General features: G+C 53.1%; 25 protein-coding genes and 1 tRNA gene. 4 read left to right on the forward strand and 22 right to left on the reverse strand.

The window, feature by feature from the left end; all coding sequences use genetic code 11:
• The first annotated feature begins 133 nt into the window (after positions 1 to 133).
• Positions 134 to 430: an Rdx family protein gene (locus AC6I77_RS15955; protein ID WP_004571230.1), complete on the forward strand. Its 297-nt coding sequence runs from the start codon at positions 134 to 136 to the stop codon at positions 428 to 430.
• Here the strand turns inward: AC6I77_RS15955 and AC6I77_RS15960 are convergent, their stop codons facing one another.
• The 8 genes from AC6I77_RS15960 to AC6I77_RS15995 form a co-directional block, all read right to left on the reverse strand.
• Entirely contained in the window at positions 431 to 970 is a 540-nt protein-coding gene (locus AC6I77_RS15960) for a PadR family transcriptional regulator (RefSeq protein WP_004571231.1), read from the reverse strand.
• A gap of 71 nt (positions 971 to 1,041) precedes the next feature.
• On the reverse strand, positions 1,042 to 1,824 hold the full coding sequence (locus tag AC6I77_RS15965) for a siderophore-interacting protein (RefSeq protein ID WP_004571232.1): 783 nt from the start codon (positions 1,822 to 1,824) through the stop codon (positions 1,042 to 1,044).
• Positions 1,825 to 2,145: 321 nt separating this feature from the next.
• On the reverse strand, positions 2,146 to 2,340 hold the full coding sequence (locus tag AC6I77_RS15970; RefSeq protein ID WP_004571233.1) for a hypothetical protein: 195 nt from the start codon (positions 2,338 to 2,340) through the stop codon (positions 2,146 to 2,148).
• Between the two features lie 218 nt (positions 2,341 to 2,558).
• Positions 2,559 to 3,428 carry a helix-turn-helix domain-containing protein gene (locus tag AC6I77_RS15975; protein ID WP_078804949.1) on the reverse strand — a complete coding sequence of 290 codons (870 nt, stop codon included), beginning with the start codon at positions 3,426 to 3,428 and terminating at the stop codon, positions 2,559 to 2,561.
• A gap of 218 nt (positions 3,429 to 3,646) precedes the next feature.
• Positions 3,647 to 3,820: a DUF2474 domain-containing protein gene (locus tag AC6I77_RS15980; RefSeq protein ID WP_004571235.1), complete on the reverse strand. Its 174-nt coding sequence runs from the start codon at positions 3,818 to 3,820 to the stop codon at positions 3,647 to 3,649.
• Between the two features lies 1 nt (position 3,821).
• Entirely contained in the window at positions 3,822 to 4,826 is a 1,005-nt protein-coding gene (gene cydB, locus AC6I77_RS15985; protein WP_008925697.1) for a cytochrome d ubiquinol oxidase subunit II, read from the reverse strand.
• A 1-nt stretch (position 4,827) separates the two neighbouring features.
• Positions 4,828 to 6,240 (reverse strand): cytochrome ubiquinol oxidase subunit I, encoded by a 1,413-nt coding sequence (locus tag AC6I77_RS15990; protein WP_008925698.1) that lies wholly within the window; start codon positions 6,238 to 6,240, stop codon positions 4,828 to 4,830.
• 779 nt (positions 6,241 to 7,019) lie between these two features.
• Positions 7,020 to 7,400, reverse strand: coding sequence for a winged helix-turn-helix transcriptional regulator (locus tag AC6I77_RS15995; RefSeq protein ID WP_004571237.1), 381 nt, complete (start codon positions 7,398 to 7,400; stop codon positions 7,020 to 7,022).
• A gap of 97 nt (positions 7,401 to 7,497) precedes the next feature.
• Between AC6I77_RS15995 and AC6I77_RS16000 the strand changes: the two genes are divergently transcribed.
• The gene (locus AC6I77_RS16000; protein ID WP_105099896.1) at positions 7,498 to 8,355 is read left to right on the forward strand and encodes an SDR family oxidoreductase; all 858 of its coding nucleotides are present in this window, start codon (positions 7,498 to 7,500) and stop codon (positions 8,353 to 8,355) included.
• Between the two features lie 356 nt (positions 8,356 to 8,711).
• Complete coding sequence (treF, locus tag AC6I77_RS16005; protein WP_050540840.1) at positions 8,712 to 10,370, forward strand: alpha,alpha-trehalase TreF; 1,659 nt, start codon at positions 8,712 to 8,714, stop codon at positions 10,368 to 10,370.
• A gap of 72 nt (positions 10,371 to 10,442) precedes the next feature.
• Here the strand turns inward: treF and AC6I77_RS16010 are convergent, their stop codons facing one another.
• From AC6I77_RS16010 to AC6I77_RS16030, 5 genes are all read right to left on the reverse strand, one after another.
• On the reverse strand, positions 10,443 to 10,949 hold the full coding sequence (locus AC6I77_RS16010) for a ferritin-like domain-containing protein (protein WP_004571240.1): 507 nt from the start codon (positions 10,947 to 10,949) through the stop codon (positions 10,443 to 10,445).
• A gap of 10 nt (positions 10,950 to 10,959) precedes the next feature.
• The gene (locus tag AC6I77_RS16015) at positions 10,960 to 11,442 is read right to left on the reverse strand and encodes a YciE/YciF ferroxidase family protein (protein WP_008925700.1); all 483 of its coding nucleotides are present in this window, start codon (positions 11,440 to 11,442) and stop codon (positions 10,960 to 10,962) included.
• Positions 11,443 to 11,945: 503 nt separating this feature from the next.
• Complete coding sequence (locus AC6I77_RS16020; protein WP_004571242.1) at positions 11,946 to 12,110, reverse strand: con-10 family general stress protein; 165 nt, start codon at positions 12,108 to 12,110, stop codon at positions 11,946 to 11,948.
• 746 nt (positions 12,111 to 12,856) lie between these two features.
• Positions 12,857 to 13,822, reverse strand: a complete 966-nt coding sequence (locus AC6I77_RS16025) for a sensor domain-containing diguanylate cyclase (RefSeq protein ID WP_008925701.1) — start codon at positions 13,820 to 13,822, stop codon at positions 12,857 to 12,859.
• 472 nt (positions 13,823 to 14,294) lie between these two features.
• A tRNA-Phe gene (locus AC6I77_RS16030) sits at positions 14,295 to 14,370 on the reverse strand.
• 223 nt (positions 14,371 to 14,593) lie between these two features.
• Between AC6I77_RS16030 and AC6I77_RS16035 the strand changes: the two genes are divergently transcribed.
• Positions 14,594 to 15,913: a methyl-accepting chemotaxis protein gene (locus AC6I77_RS16035; RefSeq protein WP_003848556.1), complete on the forward strand. Its 1,320-nt coding sequence runs from the start codon at positions 14,594 to 14,596 to the stop codon at positions 15,911 to 15,913.
• A 27-nt stretch (positions 15,914 to 15,940) separates the two neighbouring features.
• On the opposite strand, the gene mrdA is transcribed toward AC6I77_RS16035, so the two are convergent.
• From mrdA to osmY, 9 genes are all read right to left on the reverse strand, one after another.
• A complete protein-coding gene (gene mrdA, locus AC6I77_RS16040) occupies positions 15,941 to 17,812 on the reverse strand; it encodes a penicillin-binding protein 2 (RefSeq protein WP_497817138.1) in 1,872 nt (623 codons plus the stop codon).
• Positions 17,813 to 18,032: 220 nt separating this feature from the next.
• The gene (gene deoD / locus AC6I77_RS16045) at positions 18,033 to 18,746 is read right to left on the reverse strand and encodes a purine-nucleoside phosphorylase (protein WP_003848553.1); all 714 of its coding nucleotides are present in this window, start codon (positions 18,744 to 18,746) and stop codon (positions 18,033 to 18,035) included.
• Positions 18,747 to 18,772: 26 nt separating this feature from the next.
• Positions 18,773 to 19,996, reverse strand: a complete 1,224-nt coding sequence (gene deoB, locus AC6I77_RS16050; RefSeq protein ID WP_497817139.1) for a phosphopentomutase — start codon at positions 19,994 to 19,996, stop codon at positions 18,773 to 18,775.
• 95 nt (positions 19,997 to 20,091) lie between these two features.
• Positions 20,092 to 21,420 carry a thymidine phosphorylase gene (gene deoA / locus AC6I77_RS16055; protein WP_078804968.1) on the reverse strand — a complete coding sequence of 443 codons (1,329 nt, stop codon included), beginning with the start codon at positions 21,418 to 21,420 and terminating at the stop codon, positions 20,092 to 20,094.
• A 61-nt stretch (positions 21,421 to 21,481) separates the two neighbouring features.
• On the reverse strand, positions 21,482 to 22,261 hold the full coding sequence (deoC, locus tag AC6I77_RS16060) for a deoxyribose-phosphate aldolase (protein WP_008925705.1): 780 nt from the start codon (positions 22,259 to 22,261) through the stop codon (positions 21,482 to 21,484).
• A gap of 248 nt (positions 22,262 to 22,509) precedes the next feature.
• Positions 22,510 to 23,307, reverse strand: coding sequence for a TatD family hydrolase (locus AC6I77_RS16065; protein ID WP_497817140.1), 798 nt, complete (start codon positions 23,305 to 23,307; stop codon positions 22,510 to 22,512).
• Positions 23,304 to 24,356 carry a patatin-like phospholipase family protein gene (locus tag AC6I77_RS16070; protein WP_497817141.1) on the reverse strand — a complete coding sequence of 351 codons (1,053 nt, stop codon included), beginning with the start codon at positions 24,354 to 24,356 and terminating at the stop codon, positions 23,304 to 23,306. Before AC6I77_RS16070 ends, AC6I77_RS16065 begins: the two co-directional genes overlap by 4 nt.
• Positions 24,357 to 24,575: 219 nt before the next feature.
• A complete protein-coding gene (locus AC6I77_RS16075) occupies positions 24,576 to 24,737 on the reverse strand; it encodes a DUF1328 domain-containing protein (protein WP_003848537.1) in 162 nt (53 codons plus the stop codon).
• Between the two features lie 99 nt (positions 24,738 to 24,836).
• A complete protein-coding gene (gene osmY / locus AC6I77_RS16080) occupies positions 24,837 to 25,451 on the reverse strand; it encodes a molecular chaperone OsmY (protein ID WP_003848532.1) in 615 nt (204 codons plus the stop codon).
• Positions 25,452 to 25,648: the final 197 nt, after the last annotated feature.

Raw genomic sequence — 25,648 nt, forward strand, 5'->3', positions numbered from 1 at the left:
TAGTAATTATCGACTTAAATTTAATGCAACTGATAATCATTATCAATCTTATTTACATTTGGATATAAACCACAGCGCACAAATTGTTCACCCGAATGCATTGGCATTTATCAACACGTAAAGGAATAGAGTTATGGCACAAAAACCTGTGGTTGTTATTCACTACTGTATGCAATGCAACTGGCTGATGCGGTCAGCGTGGATGGCACAGGAACTTCTGCATACTTTCGCTGAGGATCTGGCGGAAGTAACCCTGAAACCAGGTACCGGTGGTATCTTTGAAATTACGCTGGATGAGCACCTGCTGTGGGAACGCAAGCGTGATGGTGGCTTCCCGGATGCGACCACGCTAAAACAGCGCGTACGCGACATCTGTTTCCCGGATCGTACCCTGGGCCACATCGACAAAAACAAAGCCGAAATCAGCTGATTAACTGTGAGTGATTTTTTCAGCCGCGTCGTGCAGCGCCTTAATCAGCGTCTGCAGCGCGGTTTCTGAGATATCTTCCTGCGCCAGCCGCTGGTTCAGCGCGACCTTCAGCCCATAAATCGCCTGCTCTACAGCAGGAATGCTGCGGTTATTGACCAGAATCGCCAGCGTAGAGAGCCGCGTGATCAGGCTGGAGACCGTTTCCAGGTTCTCTGCCAGTTGCGCCTCTCCCGTTGCGGTCAGACGATAGGCTTTGCGCGCTGTCTGCGCATCCACCACCTCAATCGCCTCCATCTCTTCAAGCAGCGTCAGATTGGGGTAAATGATCCCCGGACTAGGCGAATACTCTCCCTTCGACAGCACCTCAACCGACTTGATCAGTTCATAGCCGTGCGCCGCATTCTGCGCCAGGAAATGGAGCATCAGCAGGCGGATCTCACTTGCTTCCAGCATCTTTTCGCGTCGTTTGCGTCGTCCGCCGCAGCCGCCTGCGCGCGTACTCTGATCGTCAGATGAGGTGGAATTCGGATGCTGTTTCATGGCCTGCCCTGCGGGAAAAAGTCGGATTGATGGTAGTCCGCCGTCTGGCAAAACTCAATTGGCAGAGCCGCTTACTTCTGGTGCCAGTAGGCCACCGCCCGCACAAAATCACTGCTGAGGCCGCGCTGCACCGTGAAGTAGTCAGCCAGCGCTTTCACAAACTCACCTTCGCCAGTCAGCCAGATAAAGTAATCTTCCGCCGGAAGTGTGAGCTGATCCAGCCGGGCAATCAGCTGGCTGAGCTGTGCTTTCTGCATCTGACCGCTGCCCAACCAGTTTGTCGTTACGCCAGTCGTATCCGATAAATAGCCGTGGCCCGTCGCGTCATCGGTAAAGGCATAGAGATGCAAAGACTGGGCACTTGCGTCACGCTGACGACGCGCAAACGCTGGCAGCCCGGTTTCATCACAGACGTAAAGCTGAAATGCATAATCGGTCGGCACCACCAGCGAACCGCGTGGCCCACCGATAATTAATTTATCGCCCACCTGTGCCTGCGTTGCCCAGTCACTCGCCACGCCCTGCTGGTGAATATAGAAATCCAGGGTCAGAGAAGAGGCACCATCGAATTCAAGCGGCGTGTAGTCGCGCGCCTGCGGACGCAAACCTTCGGGCCAGACAATGCCCGCGTCGGTCATCTGCGGCAGAGCCAGTGTTTCACCTTCAGCGGAAGGGAAAAATACCTTGATGTGGTCATCAAAGCCTGGCGATGTAAAGCCCGCCAGATCGCTGCCGCTGAACCGTATGCGCCAGAATTTACCGGCAATGTTAGTTTTACTGGCGACCTGAATATGACGGAAACGCAGTTCATTACGGACGCGCTGGGGTAAACGCTGATTAGCTGATGCAGTCAAAATATCTCTCCTCAAGCTATGCCCGTGATTCAGGGGCATGCGCACTGTCATGAAAATTTCATGGAATAACAATCATTCTCATCTCAAGCCGGGAGATTAGCTATGATATATCTTAAGTACAAGAACGAAAAATGCGATCGGACTTGTTAAGATATATTTTACAGAGATGCAGGTGTGCGTATCGCAGGCGTGAAGCGACCCTGACAAGCGTTCAGAAAGAGGTATTTGCGGGTTTTTTAAGGCAGGCAGAGAAGGTTAAATCTGACCGACTCCTGACGAGCCGGTCATGTTGCGCCGCCGGGTCTGGCAGCGTATCAGCATTTACAGCGTGTCGTTAAATCCGGAGAGGGAAGCGTTACTGCTGGTGTGTTCCGGCAGCTCACCGTCACCCAGAATTTCATGCTGGGAGGCCTGAGAGTGCGGATGCAGTCCGGCAGGCGGTGAGAAAGGCTCAGCCTGCTGCGCCATTGCCATAACAGGCAATGCCAGAATCAGTGAAATCATTAAGCGTCGCATAATTATCTTCGTTTTTCGTTTTGGCCGGAAAAGGCCTGAAATGCAGATGAATGTTCCAGCCCCATCACGGATGCACGATGATTCCGGTATGACAGGGTTTCGGAAGAGGATTTTACGCCAGAACGGCGAGTTAGTTTATAGAATCGTGCGGTTTGTCACAGTTTACCGCACAAAATATGCACTAACGGGGCCGGGAATCACTCGCCCTGCCCTGCTGGCTACGCCTGCATCACCGGAATTGAAAATACGCCGCTCAGCCAGTCAGGCTTGCAATGTGCAAAGTCGAGACGCAGCAGGTCTTTGCCAGGACGCCGCGCTACACCCAGTGCTGGCAGATGTTGATAATAAATATCCTCAATAAAACGCGTCAGTTGTTCCGGTCTGCCGCTCCAGCGAATCGACGCATAGAGGCCCGCCGCTTCACTCCAACTGCTGGTGTGGTCACTCAGCAGATCGGCATATTGCGGCTCCAGCGCCTGAAACAGGCTGATATTCTGCTGGTCAGCAGAGCTATGCCCGGGGCCATACTGAAAGCCTAACCAGCCATGCGTTACATGGCTTCCCGCCAGCGACACCATCTGACGCGCCAGCCCGGCAACCCGGTGATCGTGGTCGGCAAAATAATCACCGAACTTACACTCCCACTCCAGCTTCTCTCCGCACAGGTGCAACGCTTCCTCGCGTTCAACCAGCGTGGCGCGCTCTGCCAGCGATCGCGCCAGAATGCGTCCATGGAAGTTTTTGACCGGCAAATGGGGAATACGCCGAAATGCGCCAGGCGTCAGCGCAAAGTGGCCTTTGAAAACCCGGGTGAAGTTTTGCTGGTTATCGAAACCAAATCGTACGGCAATATCAATCAGTGTCATGCGCGTCAGTCGCAGTGCCATAGCGGCCATCGTCAGACGCCGTTTGCGGGTATAGGCTGCCAGCGTTTGCCCGGTCATCTCCTTGAACATGCGCTGCATGTGCCACTTTGAATATCCTGATTTCAAGGTAATTTGATCGATATTGAGATCGTCAGTGAGATGGGCTTCAATCCACTCGACCAGATCGTTGATGTGCTTTTTTTTAATGGCCTGACTGAGCATGATGGCGATTTACGACGCGGGTTAAGACTGAGGTTTTAATTAAAAAAGGATAACAAATATGGCGAATCAGTGTAAGGAAAGGGTAAGCCGCGCACGTCCGTTCGGGGCAATTCCGCATTAATTGCTTAGGTTACTAACTAAAAAAGGCTGACTGACGTCAGCCTTCTGATTCCTGATAAAAACTGCGCCTGATAACGGTGAGGCGGAGTCTGCGACAATTAATGACTACGCATACCCGCTGCCGTCATCATCATGCGGAACAGCGAGGCGACCACGCCCAGCGCCAGTACGCTGGCGGCATAGATAAACACCAGCCACATTACCCGTTTCCACCACGGCGCTTTCGTCTCTTCACTGTGATTGTGGTCTTTCATGCTGCTGAGGCTTTTCATATCAATGATATCCTTCATCTGCTTTGATTTTTCCACGGAACACGTAGTAGCTCCAGAAGGTGTAACCCAGAATCATCGGGATAATCAGCAGGCTACCCACCAGCATAAAGGCCTGGCTCTGCGGTGGCGATGCGGCATCCCAGATGGTTACGGATGGCGGAATAATGTTGGGCCACACACTGATGCCCAGACCGGAGAAGCCCAGGAAGACCAGCGCCAGCGTCAGCAGGAACGGTGAATAGTGCGCCTCACGCTTAATGGCGCGCACAATGCCCCATGAACAGAGCAGCACCAGCACCGGAACCGGCAGGAACAGGAACAGGTTTGGCTTGCTGAACCAGCGATGTGCGATGTCCTGATGCGTAAACGGCGTCCACAGGCTGACAATACCAATAATCACTAACAGCGCGATGACCAGTGGCGTCGCCAGCGCGGACATCTTACGGTGCAGCTCATTCTCGGTCTTCATAATAAGCCAGGTGCAGCCCAGCAGCGCATAGGCCACCACCAGACCCACGCCGCAGAACAGCGGGAACGGTGCCAGCCAGTCCAGTGCGGAACCGGCGAAACGGCGTCCCTCAACCGGAATGCCATCCAGAAACGCGCCGACTGCGACGCCCTGACTGAAGGTCGCTAAAACAGACCCGGCAATAAAGGATTTGTCCCAGAATGCCCGATGACCTTCAACCGCCTTGAAGCGGAATTCAAAGGCGACACCCCGAAAAATCAGGCCAATCAGCATGGCGGTCAGCGGAATCGACAGCGCATCGGTAATCACCGCGTAAGCCAGCGGGAATGCCCCGAACAGGCCTGCGCCTCCCAGAACCAGCCAGGTTTCATTACCATCCCAGACGGGTGCGACGGTGTTAACCATCATGTCGCGCTCGCCGGCATCTTTATTGAACGGGAACAGCAGACCAATACCCAGGTCAAAACCATCCATCACGATATACATCAGGGTTGCGAAGACGATAATCACAAACCAGATAACGGAATAATCGATCATCTTAGTGGTCTCCATCCTTAAAGGTGGCAGCGGAAAGCGGACGCGCTGGCGTTTTCTTCTGACCCGGTCCACCTTCTTCGGTGATATGACCTTCGCCGACAACCGGTCCCTGCTTAATCAGGCGCATCATGTAGTGGTATCCCACACCGAACACCGAGCTGTAGACCAGAATAAAGGCCAGCAGGCTGATGCTCATATGCATATCGCCATGTGCCGAGACCGCATCAATGGTGCGCTGCACGCCATACACCACCCACGGCTGACGACCGATTTCAGTGGTAAACCAGCCCGCCAGAATCGCAATCAGACCCGATGGCCCCATTAACAGAGCAAACCACAGGAAAGGACGCGACTCGTAAAGACGGCCTTTGAAACGCAGCCACAGGCTGACCACGCCCAGCGTAATCATCAGCAGCCCCAGCGCCACCATCACGCGGAATGACCAGAAGATCACCGTAGAATTAGGGCGGTCCTCTTTCGGGAACGACTTCAGCGCCGGAACCTGTTTATCCAGACTGTGCGTCAGAATCAGGCTGCCAAGGTAAGGCACTTCCAGCGCATATTTGGTACGCTCCTGTTCCATATCGGGAATACCAAACAGGATCAGCGGCGTGGCCTCACCCGGTGGGTTTTCCCAGTGTCCTTCAATCGCCGCGATTTTGGCTGGCTGATGCTCAAGGGTGTTCAGACCGTGTGCATCCCCAATCATCGCCTGAATCGGCGCAACGATCAGCGCCATCCACAACGCCATGGAGAACATCTTACGGATAGCAGGATTGTTATTCCCTTTCAGCAAATGCCAGGCCGCTGACGATCCCACAAAAAAGGCACTCGCCAGGAACGCCGCCACTGACATATGGAAAAGGCGATAAGGGAAAGAGGGATTGAAGACGATTTTCAACCAGTCCTGCGGCACCACAATGCCATTCTCGATGATGAAGCCCTGAGGCGTCTGCATCCAGCTGTTGGAGGCAAGAATCCAGAAGGTCGAAATCAGTGTTCCCAGAGCAACCATGCAGGTGGCGAAGAAGTGCAGACCCGGCCCCACGCGATTCCAGCCAAACAGCATCACGCCCAGGAAGCCTGCTTCCAGGAAGAACGCCGTCAGCACTTCATAAGTCAGCAGCGGGCCGGTGATACTCCCGGCAAACGCAGAGAAGCCGCTCCAGTTCGTCCCGAACTGGTAAGCCATGACCAGCCCTGATACCACACCCATACCGAAGTTAACGGCAAAGATTTTCGACCAGAAGTGGTAGAGATCGCGATAGGTTTGATCGCGTGTTTTAAGCCACATACCTTCAAGTACTGCCAGGAAGCTGGCGAGACCGATGGTGATGGCGGGAAAGATAATATGGAAGGATACAGTAAATGCGAACTGAATCCTGGCCAGATGAAAGGCATCTAATCCGAACATTGCTTACCTCTTTGCCACATAGAACACCATGTATTTACTTATAATTAACAACTTAAGCCTGATGCGCTGACTTCTCTGCGCTTATTGAAATTCCCGCCGCAAATTTAGAGCTATTTGCGACGAGGAAAAAGAAACAGTGGGGTTAATGAAAACTATAACAGTCTTTATTGATTTTGGTCATTGTTTTTGGCGGGAAATTTTTATTTAAAAATAAGGCCGAAAGGTTAATCAGAGGGTGCGTATGTGTCGTTAATGTTACGTATTTTCTCACTTTAAAAGTCGAACGCGCGAAAGCAATGCCTGCACGTAAAGTATCGTCAACGGCCTGTTTTCAGGCACTTTTTTGCTATAAAAATCGGAGTTATTTAAGGTTATAAGTGAGAAGCAAAGATCTAAATACCATTATATTTTAAGAGGTTAAACCCTTAAACCCACATCTCTGCCGGTTTGTTTTCTTTTTTGTTTAATGCTTACTAATCCTGAGGTGAGTATGGATAAATAAAGTAGAAAACACGAAGTTAAACACACATTAAGATGTTAAATAAATGAGCCAAAAAACGCCTCACTATTAACAGCGCTCAACACACTCTCCTATATTGCGACCCGAAGATTGATAAAACGACTTAATAATCAGCAACAGGACGAAAAGCCTGAAGGATCTATTTCCATTGCTATCGCATGGCTGCGGCATCAGAGAGGCAGTAAACAAAAGTGGGCTCAGAAATTTTCAGGTAAAAATATCGATGCCGTCACATTCTGACGGCTGAGACGGGGTAGCTTTACTCTGCTGCAGATTTTTCGCGCTGCGCCAGAATCCGGCCCAGGTTTAGTTCCAGCCAGTCTGCCAGGCCCACAACCTGCTCACCGACTTCACGTCCAAGCGGGGTCAGGCGATATTCCACGTGCGGAGGCACCACATCGTAAGCAATTCGCTGCACGAAGCCATCTTCTTCCAGGTAACGCAGATTCTGAGCCAGCATTCGCTCACTGACGCCCCCGACCGTGCGGCGCAATTCACTGAAGCGCAGCGTTTGATCCTGAAGGGCCAGCAGAATCAATACACTCCAGCGACTGGTCACGCGTTTCAGCACATCACGCGACGGACAATTAACGTTAAGTAATTCACCGCGACTAAATTTTTCACTCAATTTATCAGACATTTAATCAGCACACCTTAACTAACATTTCTGTAAGTACTTACTAAAAATTAGTTTATATCTTAGTCTGGATTTCAACAACAGCCACAGGAGTCATAGCATGATTGCAATAACAGGTGCCACCGGCCAGCTGGGCCGTTTCGTTATCGAAGCTTTACTGAAAAAAGTGCCGGCAGAAGAGATCGTCGCTGCTGTCCGTACACCCGCCAAAGCGGCCGATCTTGCGGCGCAGGGCATCACGGTCCGACAGGCCGACTACAGTCAGCCAGAAACGCTCAGGGCCGCTTTTGCAGGCGTCGATAAACTGCTACTCATCTCCGGCAGTGAGGTGGGTCAGCGTGAAGCGCAGCATAAAGCCGTTATTGAAGCGGCACAGGCGGCGGGCGTAGGCTTCATCGCCTATACCAGCCTGCTGCATGCGGACACCTCACCACTGGGCTTAGGCGTTGAACATCGCGCCACAGAAGCGCTGCTGAAAGCCTCCGGCATCCCCTTCGCCCTGCTGCGTAATGGCTGGTACACCGAAAACTATGCCGCCAGCATTCCACCTGCGCTGGCGCATCATGCTTTTATCGGCGCGGCGGGTGAAGGTCGCATCGCGTCTGCAGCCCGTCAGGATTACGCTGAAGCGGCGGCTGAAGTCATGTCCCGTGAGGATCAGGCGGGCAAAGTGTATGAACTGGCAGGCGACGACAGCTACACGCTGGCGCAGTTTGCTGCGGAGATTGCCGCGCAGAGTGGTGAGAAGGTTGATTACGTCAATCTGTCTCAGGCTGATTTTGCCGCCGCGCTTAAGGGTGCTGGCCTGCCAGAGGGTCTGGCGGAGATGCTGGCAGACTCGGATGCCGGTGCAGAGAAAGGCGGTTTGTACAATGACTCCCGCCAGCTGAGCAAACTGATTGGTCGCCCGACCACGCCCTGGCAGACAGTCGTTCGCGCGGCGCTGGCGAACACCTGATTCTGCTGTCAACGAGCGGGCAACCAGGCCCGCTTAGTTCCCTGCTCCTTTCTGCGCGGCGTTCCGTTACGTATGCCATTTTCTGCACCCTTTTCGGCCCGGCTATCTTTTACAAAATGTGAATAAACGCCAGTTTTCTTCAGTTTGAATTTTTTTATCCATTCCGTTAAGAGATTCATCTGAAATGTATTTTTTGTGAACACTGCTATATTTGGTTGAATTGTCTGGGATTTATCAAAAAACCTCGATTAATAGACAATTTTTATTACGTTCATAGATATTCTGCATTGTTGTTCCGCTGAATGAGAGGTCTATAATTTGTCTTTTGTGCAACCACGACCGCTCAGGAGGCCGTTATTAATACCCATCGCCAGCAACAAAATGCACTTGAAGAGGTTCGTGCCGGGGCGGAAGTTGAGTATCAATACGATCCCCATGAACTGAAACTGGAACGCATGCAGGATTCTGAGCCCGAGCCGGAGTTGATTGAAGGCTTACCGGCTCCGGATGCACTCACCCCTGCCGATCGTTATCTGGAACTGTTTGAACATGTCCAGATGTCGCGGATTTTCGAGGATAGCAAAACCTTCCCCGACTGTTCGCCTAAGTACGATCCGCTGGATGTGCTGATGCGCTATCGTCGACAGAAACGCAGCAGTGATTTCGACCTGTCGCGTTTTGTCGCCGATCATTTTTATCTGCCTGGCGTAAACGAAAGCTTTTATGTCTCTAACCCGGATAAAACCCTCAACGAGCATATTGATGACCTGTGGCCGGTTCTGACCAAAATGCCGCAACAGCATATGCCGCACTCATCACTGCTGCCATTGCCGAAACCTTATGTCGTGCCAGGGGGACGCTTTGGCGAAACGTATTACTGGGACTCCTACTTCACCATGCTCGGCCTGGCAGAATCAGGCCGCGATGATCTGCTCCGTCACATGGCGGACAACTTTGCCTGGCTGATCGATAACTACGGTCATGTGCCAAACGGCAATCGTACCTACTATCTCAGCCGTTCTCAGCCGCCCGTGTTTGCACTGATGGTAGAGCTGTTCGAAGAAGATGGCGTGCGCGGTGCGAAACGCTATCAGGAACAGCTGATGAAGGAGTATCAGTTCTGGATGGATGGCGCGGGTTCACTGATGCCGAACCAGGCTTATCGTCACGTAGTGCGGATGCCAAACGGCTCCCTGCTGAACCGCTACTGGGATGATCGCGATACGCCGCGTGATGAGTCGTGGATGGAAGATGTTGAAACCGCCCGCGAATCTAAACGTCCGGCCAGCGAAGTCTATCGTGATCTGCGTGCTGGCGCGGAGTCAGGGTGGGATTACTCATCTCGCTGGCTGCGAAATCCGAAACGCCTGTCGAGCATCCGAACGACTCAGTTTATCCCCATCGATCTGAACGCATTCCTGTACAAGCTGGAGCTGATGATCGCGACCCTGTCGCACGCCAAAGGTGAAGAGCTGACGGCGCTGGCGTGGCAGAAAAAGGCGGAAGCGCGTAAACGTGCGATTACCCGTTATCTGTGGGACAGCACCGCCGGTGTGTTCCGCGACTATGACTGGCGTCGTGAGCGTTTCGGTGCCTTTACCGTAGCTTCAGTGGTTCCGCTGTTTGTGGGCCTGGCGACGCCGCATCAGGCGCATCTGCAGGCGATCTCGTTGCGTCATCTGCTGCTGAGCAACGGCGGTCTGCTGACCTCAATGGTCGAAAGCGGGGAGCAGTGGGATCGGCCTAACGGCTGGGCACCCATGCAGTGGATGGCAATTGTTGGCCTGAATAACTATGGCGAAGAGACGCTGGCAACAGAAGTGGCTGTGAACTGGCTGAATACGGTCAATAACTTCTATCAGTTGCATCACAAGCTGGTAGAGAAATATGACATCAGCGGTGAGCGTGCGCGTCCTGGCGGCGGCGGTGAATATCCGTTACAGGATGGCTTTGGCTGGACTAACGGCGTGACGCGTAAGCTGATGACGATGTATGGACATTTAATGGCTGACTGAATATCACCAGCCTGAAAAGCACTAACGCAAAAAGCCGGGAATCCCCGGCTTTTTCATGCGCGCTATTCAGCACTACTTCTTCGCTTCCACGCCCGGCTGTGACGCACGCTGCAGAAACTGCTGAGTGATCTCTGGCAGGTTCTGCAGCAGCCACTCAGCCATCGCCACTTCCTGGTCACGGATCTCGTTAAGTATGCGTACGCCCTGCGTATCACCTACCTGCTCTGCCGCGGCAATCAGGCTGGTGTAGCTGGCGATCTCAGCATTCTCGAAGACATAACCACTGATAGCGCCCTTCACGACTTCATCCGAATTGAACATACCCCCAACAGCCTGACCGGCCGCCGCCATTTTGCCCATCGCATCTTTCATCACAGAGTGATCGATACCGTGAGTGTCGAGCAGCTGCTCCAGCAGTGTCAGCTGATGTTTAGTCTCTTCCAGATGCTGCGCCAGACGCTGTTCCAGCGCCGGATAGTGCTCAAGACGGCCAGCCATCTTGCTCAGCATACTTTCAGCCTGCTTTTCCATGGCATGCGCATCGCGCAGCCAGTCATGATAATGTTCTATCGCAGTCATGTATTACTCCTTAAGAGACGGTAATAGACTCGGCTACCTGGGTGAGTTTCTCATCCGTTTGCTTCTCTTCGTTCAGAGTAGCTTCCAGTAGCTCTGCCGCTTTGGTGTAACCCAGCTTCAGTGCCAGCGCATGCAGAGTGCCGTAGGTCGCGATCTCATAGTGCTCAACTTTCTGTGCAGCACCAATCAGCCCCTGATCACGAACCTCACCTTTTTCAACCGAGTCGATAATTTCCTGTGCTTCTTCAACCAGACCTTCAAGCGCATGACATTTCATTCTTTTAATTTTGACTTCAGGTGTCACTTCCACCAGCTCGTCGAGTCGTTCAATCTGCGCACGGGTCTCTTCCAGATGCTGATTAAACGCAGCGATAAGATTTTCGTCACTGGCTGCACGCGCCATTTTAGGTAATGCACGGGTTATCTGTTTCTCAGCGCTGTAAACATCGGATAGGTCATGGATGAACAGGTCGTTTAACGTTTTCACTGTCATAAGATAGCCTCATTGTTTAAAACGCTGCGTCGGTAATAACGCAACGCCAGTCATATCGTTGACACCTGAAAAGTCTAGTGGAGATTTTTAATATCGCACGCTGCGTCAGTATGAATTTAAGACAAAAGTGGCATGTAAAATGCATTTTCCTTTTTACAGCAGACATTTAGCCGGGGAATGTTTTTATGTTTGCGGCTTCGCTAGCTGCATCGTAATTTGTACAAAGTAATAAAACACTGTATACATTTTTTCAGATTAACTGCATAAAAAAAGAACCAGTCAAAACTTAGTTGTACACGGTTTTATTAAATCGTATAGCTTTAACCTATCGGAAATAAAAAACCGGAAGAGTAAACTCTTCCGGTTCAATTAACAGCTCCCGCTATTGCCAATGATGGAGCAATGACATAATTCAGGGAGTAATTATCTTCGCGAGGAACTAAACAGATTCAAAATGCCCGGCTAACAGAGTAACCCTGCCGTCACAGCAGTGTTAAAGACTTTCAGCTCCGGCGGCTAACCTTACCTCCTTTGCGCCCCGCTTCAATGGCACGTTCAGGATCGTTCTTAAAGTTACCGCCGCTTTTCTGGCCTCCTTTGCGTCCTGCTTCAGCAGCACGCTCTTTGTCGGCCGCAAAATTCCCGGCCCCACCGCGATATTGAGTCATATGCGTCCTCTTTGAATATTAAAAATTGGAATTTGCACAGTTAACACTTCATCAGGCCGATTCAGCAACATAAATGTAGTCAGAAAAACGGACCAATCAAGTGAGATAAATAAAAAACCCGTCACAGTTCTGGTTTATTGCTCGTACTACCCTCAACCGGATTGATAGCGGATTTCAACCAATGCTCCTTTCTATTGATAAAAGAGCCGCGGCATGAAAAAGCTTTATAACTAAAATCGCCGCGCCCTATTAATCGATCATTTTCAAAAAATGTCCAATTGAAAAAAATATAAGCGAAGCGGTAAGTGGATAGTTTAATCAATATCAGGTAGTGAATATGATCAACAAACGATCAATTTCACTAAGCGAAGCGATAAATAGGATTTTAACTTCCCATTCTTATCGTTGGAAATAAGCGAAGCGTAAACCTTGATCACGATAGCTGAAAACAGCCGAAATTGATCATTAAATGATCAATTATCCTGATTTGAATAAATTTTTTAATTTGAAAGAGACTCGGATTTAAGGCGGATATTGCACTTTAACCGAAGCGGTAAGACTTACATATTCTGGCAGTGAAAATTGAATTTTCAGAATAGTACTAAAAGTGATTTTTGCAGCGATACGCGGAAATTGCACACGCAGGCGCAAAACAAAGTACAAAATGTTGTGGGTGAGAGTAGGCAGTAACTGAAGATAAAGTTTTTCAACAGGAGCTGGCAAAGCCTATGCCGGGTTAATCGGAGTCAGAGTGGATCCGGGAAAGCGTGATCAAACGCCACGCCGCGCTTGCCGTTTTTCTTAATGCGGTACATCGCTTCATCTGCGCGCGCAAGGGCAGTATCAAAATCATCTCTTCCCTGTACCTGTGACACCCCGACAGAAGCCCCAATCAGGGCGTGACCATTTGCCATATCAAATGGGGCAAGCACCGCGTCCAGGCAGGCATGGGCCAGTTGTCTGACCTGCGGATGGTCAATCGCAAACGGCAATAACAGCACGAACTCATCACCGCCGAGCCTGCCAATCATCACTTCTGTCGGCGCGAGTTCGGTAAACCGATGGCTTAGCTGGATCAGCACTTCATCACCGCTGCGATGACCCAGGGTATCGTTGACGTGTTTGAAGTTATCCAGATCGATAAAGACAACGCAGAGTGGGCCCTGCGCTTTCAGCTCACAGAAATAGTTTTGCAAAGCATGGCGATTGTTAAGCATCGTCAGGGGATCGTGAAGCGCCAGCAGGGCAAGCTGCTCTTCATATTGCTTCTCTTTGGTCATGTCGATATGCGTGCCAATGACTTTGACAGGCTCGCCATGGGCATTCCACTCGCTGACCCGCCCCCGATCCAGCACCCACGTAATACTGCCGTTTTTGGCAATCATGCGGTGAAGTGCTTCGTAGTAAGGCGCTTTCCCGGCGATGTGATCGTTAAAGGCTTGCAAAACCTCATCGGCATCCTCGGGATGCAGACTCTCCTTCCAGGATTCGAAATTGGCGTCGGTCTCTTTCGGCTGGAACCCGAGCATCGCTCCCCAGCGCCGGTTGAAGATCACCAGCTTGCCACTGGGAATATCAAGCTGCCACAGGAACAGTCCGGTACCATCGAGCGCCGCGTTAAGCTTTGTACGGGCGTCATGCGCTATACGCTTCAGACGCGCATTATGCTTTTTCAGGTTCTGTATCTGCAGACGCAGCGCTTCTTCTGACATGACCGTGACGGAGCTGGAAAAAGGGCTATTGTGCCTGTCAGGTTGATTCTGTAAAGAGTGCCTTATAAAACACGATTAGCCCCGGTCAATTGCAGGCTGGACAGGATTTCAGGCGGCAACGCTCTTGCAATGCAGCACAGAGCCGGGACGGCAAAGTGATTTCGACGTAAAATCTATTTGTGTTGCTACTGAATTAAGAGCCGGAATGGGCGGTTAGAGACCAAATTCGGATTGTTCGGGAAGGTATGGAGTCAGGTGGACCGCATTAGCGCTACAAACGCAAAAACCCGCCAGAGGCGGGTTATTTAAAGATGGTGCCCGAACCCGGACAAAAATGCCGGGAGCATTTTTGCATCGCGTGCCAGCGCGACCCGGAGGGCGAGCCACAGGAACGTGGCGAGTGAATCGAACCTTCGATAACGCGGTTCGCTCTATAAACGCAAAAACCCGCCAGAGGCGGGTTCTTTAAAGATGGTGCCCGAACCCGGAATCGAACCAGGGACACGGGGATTTTCAATCCCCTGCTCTACCGACTGAGCTATTCGGGCAACGGGGCGCATTAAACCAAAGCGGCCCGGCAGCGTCAAACGCTTTTCGCCGAAACTCACTCGATTGACCGCTTTTCCATCAACTCAATGACTGGTTTTGAGCCGCCGCAAAAACCTCACGGCAAGCCGGATAAATTTCACTCAGCGGAGCGAGTTAAGGCTGCATTGTGCCGCGATTTTGCCGATATAGGATGCGAGACCAACACTAATAATAAGGATCGCTATGTTTTCCACCATTACATCAGGCATCGCTTCGCGCCATAGCTGGCAGAAGCGCTCACACTCAGTTGCCACGCTGAGCTCTCTCAACGGCTCCATCGCCATGATTGAGTTCTCTCCCGATGGCACCATTCTCAGCGCCAACGCGCTGTTTCTGGCGCGCATGGGCTACACGCTGGCTGAGATTGAAGGCCAGCACCACAGCCTGTTTTGCACTCCGGAACAGCTGCAGTCGCGGGAGTATCAGGATTTCTGGCTGCGACTGAACCGGGGCGAAAGCTTCAGCAATAAGTTTCTGCGTATGGCAAAAAACAGCCGCCCAATCTGGCTGGAAGCCAATTATGTGCCGGTACAGAACCGTCATGGCCGGGTGATCAAAATCGTCAAACTGGCGACCGACATCACCGGTCATATTAACGATGCGCATGAGCAGCGCGCCATCACCACCGCCATTGAACGGTCAATGGCAGTCATCGCCTTTAACCTTAAAGGTGAAGTGCTGAAAGCCAATGACAACTTCCTGAAAACCATGGGATACCGTCGTGAAGAGGTGGAAGGCATTCATCACAGTCGCTTCTGTTCGCAGGCCCTGCGTGAGAGCCGCGAATACAGTGAATTCTGGCAGCAGCTGAACCGGGGAGAATTTGTCTCGGGTCAGTTTCCCCGCGTGAATAAACGCGGTGAAACGGTCTGGTTGCGTGCCACCTACAATCCGGTATTTGACGAACAGGGCAGGCTCTACAAGATCGTTAAATTCGCCACCGATGTCACCGCGCAGGTGGAAAAAAACCAGCAGGAGCATGACGCGGCACAGCGGGCTTATCACACTGCGCTGCAAACCGATCACAGCACAAAGCTGGGGGCTGATGTTATCGCCAGCAGTGTGCAGACCATGAACGCACTGGCCGGTGAACTGCAGGGGATCTCGGGTGATATCACTGGCCTGAGTGAATCCTCCGATCGTATCGGCGCGATTGTGGAAGGTATCCGCCGGATAGCCGATCAGACTAACCTGCTGGCGCTGAATGCCGCAATCGAAGCCGCGCGTGCCGGAGCTCATGGCCGCAGCTTTGCGGTGGTCGCTAACGAAGTCCGCACGCTGGCGGCGAACATCAACCGCGCCACCAGCGACATTGAAAATCGGGTACAGCAAAACCACCTGCTGGCGAACCGGGCACTGAAAGGGATTGAATCAAACCTGAAGCGCGCCGATCAGGGCGTGCAGCTGGCCCAGGAGGCGGGCGGCGTGATTGCGGAAATCCGTGAAGGCGCAACCGACGTCGTGCGCGCCATCAGTCAGGTGACCAAAACACTTAAAGCCTGACACGTTGAGGGGGCAATCGCCCCCTTTTTACGGTGCAGGCTGAGCAGGTGCTTCGGGTGCTGAAGGTATAAAGATATGATCCAGAATCGCCCGCATTACGGGTGCCGCAACAATCCCTTCATTACCGCCATTCTCCAGAATCAACGCCACCGCCACTTTCGGGTCATTAAACGGCGCAAAAGCGGTGTAGAAGATATGGTCACGCAGCCGCACCGGGATCATCTTCGCGTTATAAGTCTGGTTCTGGCGCAGGCTGAACACCTGCGATGTCCCACTCTTTGCAGCGATGCCATAAGGTGCCGTATGGAAATATTTATAACCTGTGCCATTTGGCGCGTTAGCCATGCCAAACATCGCGTGTCGAACCAGCGACCAGTAGGGTGAATGCGGATCGCCAATCTGCGCCTCGCGCTGCGCGGGATGGTAGTTCTCAACCAGCGTGCCGCGCTGGGTTTTTTCCAGCAGATGCGGTGCAATGACCCGACCATTATTAATCAGCGCCACCATCGCCTTCACCATCTGAATCGGCGTCGCAACCCAGTAGCCCTGCCCGATACCCACAGACACCGTATCGCCCTGATACCAGGTCTTTTTATGGACCTTCTGCTTCCATTCACGGCTCGGCAGTAAGCCGCTGTACTCTTCATCGAGGTCGATGCCGGTCGACTTGCCATAGCCAAACTGGCTCAGCATGGTGTGAATCCGGTCGATGCCCATCATGAATGCCACCTGATAGAAGAAGGTATCGGCAGACTCTTCAATCGCCCGGGTAACATTCAGCATGCCGTGCCCGCTCTTTTTCCAGTCGCGATAGTGCCGGTCGGTGCCTGGCAGCGTCCAGGTCGGCGCGCCAAAGAACTGCGTTTGTGGCGTAATAACATGGGTCAGCAGCGCCGACATCGCCATATAGGGTTTCACTGTGGAGGCAGGCGGATAAAGGCCCTGCGTGACGCGGTTAATCAGCGGCAGGTCTTTATCCTGCAGCAGCTTTTTGTAGGCCTGATAGCTGATGCCTTTTACAAAGGGGTTGGGGTCGTAACTGGGGCTGGAAACCATCGCCAGCACTGAGCCGTCGTGCGGATCTTCAACCAGCAGCGCCGCACGCTGTCCCGCCAGCAGACTCTCTATATATTGTTGCAGATGCAGGTCCAGCGTCAGCGTCAGGTTTTTACCCGCCACTGGCGGCACCTCTTTCAGCACCCGCACAATGCGGCCGTGGTTATCCACCTCCACTTCCTGATAACCCGGCTTGCCGTGCAGCAGCGATTCGTAATAGCCCTCAATCCCCTGCTTACCAATATTGTGGTCAGCGGCATAGTTTTCGGCGATGCCTTCTGCGTTCAGCCGTTTGTAGTCGCTGTCGTTGATTTTCGACACATAACCGAGCACGTGTGCCAGATCGGCGCCATAGGGATACTGGCGATCCTGATAGGTTTCCAGACTGGCACCGGTAAAGCGAAACTGATTAACTGCAAAGCGCGCGACCTGCTCTTCATTCAGCTCCTCTTTCAGCACCACCGGCTTGTAACGACTGGTCTGTTTCAGGGCACGGCGGAACGTATCAATCTCATCGGGCGTCAGATTAATTAAAGGTGTCAGCGCCCGCAGTGTGGCGTCCATATCGGTGATTTTGTATGGGGTCAGCGTAATGGCGTACCAGCTGACGTTGCGCACCAGCGGAATACCGTTGCGGTCATAAATCAGCCCACGTGTCGGGGCGATGGGGATCATCTTGATGTCGTTCTGGTTGGATCGCGTCTGGTAGTAGCTATGATCGCGCACCTGCAGGCGATAAAGGTTTACGCCAAGAATGGTGAAACAGATACAGACCAGAGCAAAGGCTATTGCGGCACGACGGGCAAACAGCTTCTCTTCAGCATCAAAGTTACGAAAGTTCATCAGGAGGCATATCAGGCGATTAATTTTTATCTGTTATTGCGCACTATGATAAGGCCCGGATGCAGAGGTGCCAGCGCGAAGATGCACAAGCCTCAGCAAAAGTGTGTCATTTGATGTGAATGTTACCGGGACGGCGAGGCGGGAAAATCAGATCCTCCCGCAAAGGAGGATCTGAACAGGGGATCGGATAGCGGGCGGGAACGATTACCCGCCGCGCGGATTAATCACCCAGCAGGACAGACTCCAGCGCAATCTTAATCATGTCGTTGAAGGTGGTCTGACGCTCAGCAGCAGTGGTCTGCTCGCCGGAACGGATGTGGTCGGATACAGTACAGATGGTCAGCGCTTTTGCACCGAACTCAGCGGCCACACCATAGATACCTGCAGCTTCCATCTCTACGCCGAGGATGCCATATTTTTCCATCACGTCGAACATCTGCGGATCCGGGGTGTAGAAGAGATCGGCAGAGAAGATGTTACCCACGCGCGCTTCAACGCCCAGGTTTTTCGCCGCATCAACCGCGTTACGCACCATGTCGAAGTCAGCAATCGCAGCGAAGTCGTGATCTTTAAAACGCATACGGTTTACTTTGGAATCGGTGCAGGCACCCATACCAATCACGATATCACGCAGTTTTACGTCGGCACGTACGGCACCACAGGAGCCCACACGGATGATCTTTTTAACGCCGAAGTCCGTGATCAGCTCTTTGGTGTAGATGGAACAGGAAGGGATACCCATTCCGTGACCCATTACAGAGACTTTGCGGCCTTTGTAGGTGCCGGTGTAGCCCAGCATGCCGCGCACGTTGTTCACTTCAACCGCGTTTTCCAGGAAGGTCTCTGCGATGTGTTTTGCACGCAGCGGATCGCCAGGCATCAGTACGACGTCAGCGAAATCGCCCATTTCAGCATTAATATGTGGGGTTGCCATTGTTTAATCCTTATTAAAGTGCTGATTTACAGCATGTTCTTGCCATAGTCCATCTCGGACAGGCCAAAGTAGTGTGCAATTGTCTGACCAATATCGGCGAACGTTTCACGGTATCCCAGTGAACCCGGCTCCACTTTCGGTCCGTAGATCAGAATCGGAATGTGCTCACGCGTGTGTTCGGTGCCATGCCAGGTCGGGTCACAGCCATGGTCAGCCGTCAGTATCAGAATGTCATCTTCGCCAACCAGCGCCATCAGCTCAGGCAGACGGCGGTCAAACAGCTCCAGACCACCCGCATAACCGGCTACATCGCGACGATGTCCCCAGGTTGAGTCGAAATCAACGAAGTTGGTGAAGACTACCGACTGATCCGGCGCGATTTTCATCTCCTGAATCGTCGCATCAAACAGCGCATCCAGACCGGTCGCTTTGACCTTTTTGGTGATGCCCTGCTCAGCATAGATATCCGCGATTTTACCCACGGAGATCACATGACCGCCCTTCTCGTCCACCAGCTTTTTCAGCATAGTGGCAGATGGCGGCTCAACGGCCAGGTCGTGACGGTTGCCGGTACGTTCGAACTGACCCGCTTTGTCACCCACAAACGGACGGGCGATAACGCGGCCAATGTTGTAGCCACCTTCAGTCAGTTCTTCACGGGCAATTTCGCACAGCGCATAGAGACGATCCAGACCAAAGGTCTCTTCGTGACAGGCGATCTGGAACACCGAGTCGGCAGAAGTATAGAAAATCGGCTTGCCGGTTTTCATGTGCTCTTCGCCCAGCTGGTCGAGAATCACTGTACCGGAAGAGTGGCAGTTACCGAGATAGCCCGGCAGGTCTGCACGCTCAACCAGCTTGTCCAGCAGGTCCTGCGGGAAGCTGTTCTCTTTGTCGCTGAAGTAGCCCCAGTCAAACAGCACCGGCACGCCAGCGATCTCCCAGTGGCCTGACGGTGTATCTTTACCTGACGAAAGCTCGCTGGCGTACGCGTACGCGCCAGTGATCTTCGCTTCAGGATCCAGGCCTGGCGGGAAGCGGCCGGTAGAGAGCTCTGCGGCTTTGCCCAGACCCAGCGCGGTGAGATTAGGCAGATGCAATGGACCTTTACGCCCCTTGTCTGCTTCACCGTTAAAACAGGCTTCGGCGATATGACCTAAGGTATCTGAACCCACGTCACCGAATTTATCGGCATCTTTACTGGAGCCAATTCCAAAGGAATCGAGCACCATAATAAAAGCACGTTTCATGCAAGTCTCCTGCGCTATGGCGCGTGACAAGTCAAAAAAAAGCGATCAGATCAGTATACCCGAATGCATCACGGCTGGCACCGGTTACTGGTCAGTTAGCTGATATCGCTCACACGGCGATAGACAACCGGCGTCTCAGCTGGCGCGGAATCCCCGAGTACCAGTGCGGCTTTAACCGCAGCGGCAGCCTGCTGCCATTTGTCTTCGCTGCTGGCGTGAATCATCGCCAGCGGACGCTGTGCATCGGCACGCTCGCCCAGGGTGATCATCTCACTGAAGCCAACGCTGTAATCGATACTGTCGCTGGCACGCTGACGTCCGCCGCCCATCGCTACAACCGCAAGGCCCAGCGCACGGGTATCCATGCTGCTGACGATGCCTGGCTGGTCGGCGTAGACCGGTTTACTCAGCATCGCCTGGGGCAGATAGGTGTCGTAGCGTTCAATGAAATCAGCCGGTCCCTGCTGGGCAGCCACCATGCGACCAAACACCTCGGCGGCTTTGCCGTTATCCAGCACCGTCATCAGCTTCTGACGTGCTTCGGCATCGCTGGCAGCCAGTTTGCCGGAGATCAGCATTTCGCTGCAGAGCGCCAGCGTCACTTCCAGCAGGCGCGGATTGCGCTGTTCGCCGGTGAGGAAGCGAACCGCTTCACGCACTTCAAGTGCGTTACCGGCTGAGGAGGCAAGAACCTGATTCATGTCTGTCAGCAGCGCGGTGGTCTGGCAGCCGGCACCATTGGCGACGCCCACAATCGACTGCGCCAGACTCTCTGATGCTTCATAGGTGGGCATAAACGCGCCGGAACCCACTTTGACATCCATCACCAGCGCATCCAGCCCTTCTGCCAGCTTCTTCGCCAGAATCGAAGCGGTGATCAGCGGAATGGAATCGACGGTAGCGGTGATGTCACGCGTGGCGTAGAAGCGCTTGTCCGCCGGTGCCAGCGAGCTGGTCTGGCCGATAATCGCCACACCGACCTGCTTAATGATTTCGCGGAAGCGGTCATCGCTGGGGAAGATATCGAAGCCCGGAATCGCTTCCAGTTTATCCAGCGTGCCGCCAGTATGGCCGAGGCCGCGACCGGAGATCATCGGCACATATCCGCCGCAGGCGGCGACCATCGGACCTAACATCAGCGACGTTACATCGCCGACGCCGCCGGTCGAGTGCTTATCCACCACTGGCCCGTTAAGGTTGAGTGATTTCCAGTTAAGCACCGTACCGGAATCACGCATTGCCATCGTCAGCGCGACCCGTTCTGGCAGCGTCATATCGTGGAAGTAGATGGTCATCGCCAGCGCGGCGATCTGACCTTCCGAGACGGTGTTATCACGCACGCCATTAATGAAGAAGCGAATCTCCTCTTCAGTCAGCGCATGGCCGTCACGTTTTTTGCGAATAATTTCTTGTGGCAGGAACAAGGTAGCCCCCTGGTCAGGGAAAACAGGATGGGGAACAGGCGGTCACCGACCGCCTGAGGGATCAGTAACCCGCTTTGCTGGTGTCGCTGTCGTGACCCAGCGTGTTAAGCAGGCTCGCCAGCAGGCTTGATGCACCAAAGCGGAAATGGCGCGCATCGGCCCAGTCGGCACCCAGCGTATCTTCTGCCATTTGCAGATAGATCGCGGCATCTTCAGCGGTACGTACGCCGCCCGCAGGTTTAAAGCCAACCTGCTTACTGACGCCTTTGTCACGGATCACATTCATCATGATCTGCGCCACTTCTGGCGTAGCGTTAACCGGCACTTTACCGGTGGAGGTTTTGATGAAATCAGCGCCGGCATCAATGGCAATTTCGGAGGCCTGACGGATCAGCGATTCCTGTTTCAGCTCACCGGTTTCGATGATCACTTTCAGCAGCACGTCCGCTTCAGCACAAGCGGTTTTACAGGCTTTCACCAGATCGAAACCGACCTGACTGTTACCGGCGATCAGTGCGCGGTACGGGAACACCACGTCCACTTCATCGGCACCGTAAGCGATAGCGGCGCGGGTTTCGGCCAGTGCAATGTCGATGTCGTCATTGCCGTGTGGGAAGTTGGTCACCGTGGCGATGCGGATCTCCGGGGTGCCCTGCTCGCGCAGCGTTTTACGCGCGATCGGAATAAAGCGCGGATAGATACAGATTGCCGCAGTGTTGCCTGCCGGGGATTTAGCCTGATGACACAGGGCGATCACTTTTGCATCGGTGTCGTCGTCATTCAGGGTGGTCAAATCCATCAGTTTCAGGGCGCGCAGGGCAAGGTGTTTGATATCGGTCATGAGGCTCTCCAAAGGATTGGGGTGCAACCCACCGGCTTGCCGGCGGAATGTTATAATAATAACACTCTGAAGCGGCCTGATATGTGCCAGCAGTCACATTGGAATAAGAAAATGGTGCAATCCTGCCACATGAAACGTGACTGAAATCGCAAATTACACTACCTGAGGACGATTATACGCCAGCCGGTGCAATGTTACTATTATCACATTTTAGCGCAAGGGGTCGCGTTCAGGCGAAAGGCGGACAGTCAGTTACGCAGCGCCGGGAAAGCGGGATCGAGCTGAAACAGCTGCTGGCTGTTGTGCCATAGCGCATCGGCAATCTCTTCAGGTGACTCATTCCGCAGGCTGCAAAGCACTTCCCACACCTGACGCGCCCGCTCCGGACGGTTTGGCTGGCCCTGGAAACCCTGCAGCGGCATATCGGGTGCATCGGTTTCCAGCAAAAGCGAAGAGAGCGGCAGTTGCGCCACGGTCTGACGGGTCTTGCTGGCGCGTTCATAGGTAATGGTTCCGCCAACGCCAATCGCATAACCCAGCTTAATAAAGGCCTGTGCCTGTTGCAGGCTGCCAGCGAAACCGTGCACCACACCACGGCGCGGCAGATCGTGACGACGCAGAATCTGTGCCAGCTTGTCATGGGTCCGGCGCGAATGCAGGATCACCGGCAACGCATAACGCTTTGCCAGCTTAAGCTGTGATTCAAGAAAGCGCTGCTGCTTATCAAACTGCGGATCGTCGCGATAGAGATCCAGCCCGATCTCACCGATCGCCACCAGTTTACGCGGCCGCTGTTGCAGTAAGGTTTCCAGCTGATCGAGATGGGCGTCCTGATGATGTTCGATGACAATCGGATGCAGGCCCAGCGCCGCGTACAGCGGCGGATGTGCTGCGGCCAGCGCACAGACCCGTTCAAAACGGCTGGCATCAATCGCCGGGATGATGATCTTCTCCACGCCCGCCTCAGCGGCGCGCGCCAGACTGGCGGCGATATCCCCTTCGAACGGTGGAAAGTCGAAGTGACAGTGCGTGTCGATAAACCTCATGCCAGCGATCCTTTGTCGTAATCCGCATCATTGTCCGCCAGCGGAGGTGTGATGATCAACCGGGTATCGGGCGCATTGGCGACCGGCGCAGGCGGCGTAACGACCCGCGCTGAGACCATCGGTTCTGCATCACTCAGCCACTGGCCCAGCGTAGCGAGGAAATAGCGACCACAGCGCCGTCCCAGATGGTAATCCTGATTCAGTGCCGCGATGCTGCTGCCCAGCGCACTGCTGGCCAGTACGTGGGGCGGGAAAATTTCAATGATGCGTAAATCATCGGGGGGATTCTCAATAAACTGCTGAATTTCCCGATAGCTCTGCTCATGCTTATTCAGGACGTTAATCATCGGCTGCAGCGCGCCGGTGCTGAGCCAGCGCTCCATGCGCTTAAACCATTTCGGGGTATAGAACATCTGCGACGGCACGGTGCGGATCACCACAATCGTATCGGCCCCGCGTCGGGCGGCTTCACGCACCGGAATGGCATCGCTGATGCCGCCATCGTGATAACTGATCCCTTCCAGATTGACGCCCAGCCGGTAAAAACCGGGAATGGCACTGGAGGCTTTAATCAGATCCAGCCAGTTATCCGCCGTGGGATTAAAATAACCGGGCGTATAGTCATCGCTGCGGCAGGCGCACATATAGAACTCACGGCCGCTGGAGAACAACGGTTCCGCACTGCTCATCGCCAGCGGGAATTCACTGCGGGTGATATCGATCAGCCAGTCGAGATCGATCAGATTGCCCCCACGCACAAAGCGCAGCGGATCAAAAAAGAGTTTACTGGTTGTGTATCGGGTAATGACACGACGGGCATAGCCATGCTGGCCACAGACAAACGCTGAGAGATTTTGCGCACCGGCAGAGGTACCGAGCATCAGATGAAAGGGATTAAATCGGGCGCGCTGGAATTCGTCTAAAACGCCTGCGGTGAAAATGCCGCGCTGACCGCCGCCTTCACACACCAACGCAATTTTCTGAGATGTAAAGGGTGTCAGGGCCAGAGGTTCAATGGCGCCGAGTGTAACAGGAATGCGTATACCCACTGTGCGAACCTCAAAAAGGGTTCCGGGTATGCTGGAGGATCGATCCGTTTATGACGGCAGCATGCCGGAGAACCAGTCAACTATTCCTTTAACCGGCAGGCCAGCGGTGCTGGCTTACCTTGCAGCGATGTGAAAGTGTCCCTCTCTTCACGTCAGTCGCTACAGATGACTGGTCTCCGCTCTATGCTTTGCGTTGCATTAGACTGCAGAACTCATCGGCTAAAGCTTTTTACGGCCGGTAAACAGGCTGATGAGGAACAGGATAATACCAACGACGAAGACAACTTTAGCTGCCCATGCTGCTGTGCCCGCTAAACCGCCAAAACCTAATGCTGCAGCGATCAGTGCGATCACCAGAAAAATAATGCCCCAACGAAACATAAGCCTCTCCTTACCCTATTTAAAAATCGAACTGCTTAGTTTATCCCCGGATGGGTATCTTTTATTCGTGTGGCCACCTGAGCGGCCACACGTTAGCTATTAAGATTTAACCGTCAGGTCATTCTTAACGCTTTTCACGCCTTCAATGGCTTTAGCGATGCTTTCTGCACGATCTGACTGTGCCTGATTAGCAACATGCCCTGAAAGCTGAACAACACCGTCGGTAGTTTCAACTTTTACGTTGCGTGACGGAACAATGTCATCTGCTAATAGCTTAGCTTTAATTTCGCTGGTCGTTGCGGCATCACCGGCATAACCTTTCACTGAAGATGATTTGCTGTCTCTGACGTGTAGTTTGTCGCTGACGGATTTAACACCTTCGATTTTCTGCACCACAGCGACCGCTTTTTCAGCCTGGTCCTGTGAGGTGACGAAACCGCTTAAGGTCACGACGCCGCTATGCGTTTTTACCGAGATATCCGTGCTTTTAATTGCGTCGTCATCTACCAGCGCTGCTTTAGCTTTGGCAGTGATGCCGCTGTCATCCATATAACCATCGACTTTTTTCATAGAACTATCGATTTTCGAACCCGCGCTGTCGGCTGTCTGTGACGCTTTCTGCGACATTGATTCGTCAGCCAGTGCGCTGCCGCTGATCAGTGCTGAGCCAATCATGGCGGCCATCAGGGTTTTAGCAATCTTAGTCTTGTTCATCGATATCTTCCTTCTATCAGTTAACTCACCCAAAACTGTGGGCGAAACAGAGGCAACAAAGGCCGCTGCGTAACAGGACGTAAGGACAAGAGAAGTCTCTTCCGCCGTCCGATAGAGTAATCATAGACGGCATTTTGCAATTTGCCTGGCTAACTGGTTGATCACACGTCAAAACAGAAGAAAAACAGGGTTTTTAG

It is taken from the genome of Pantoea sp. X-Soil-ISGK-259 (assembly GCF_059730705.1).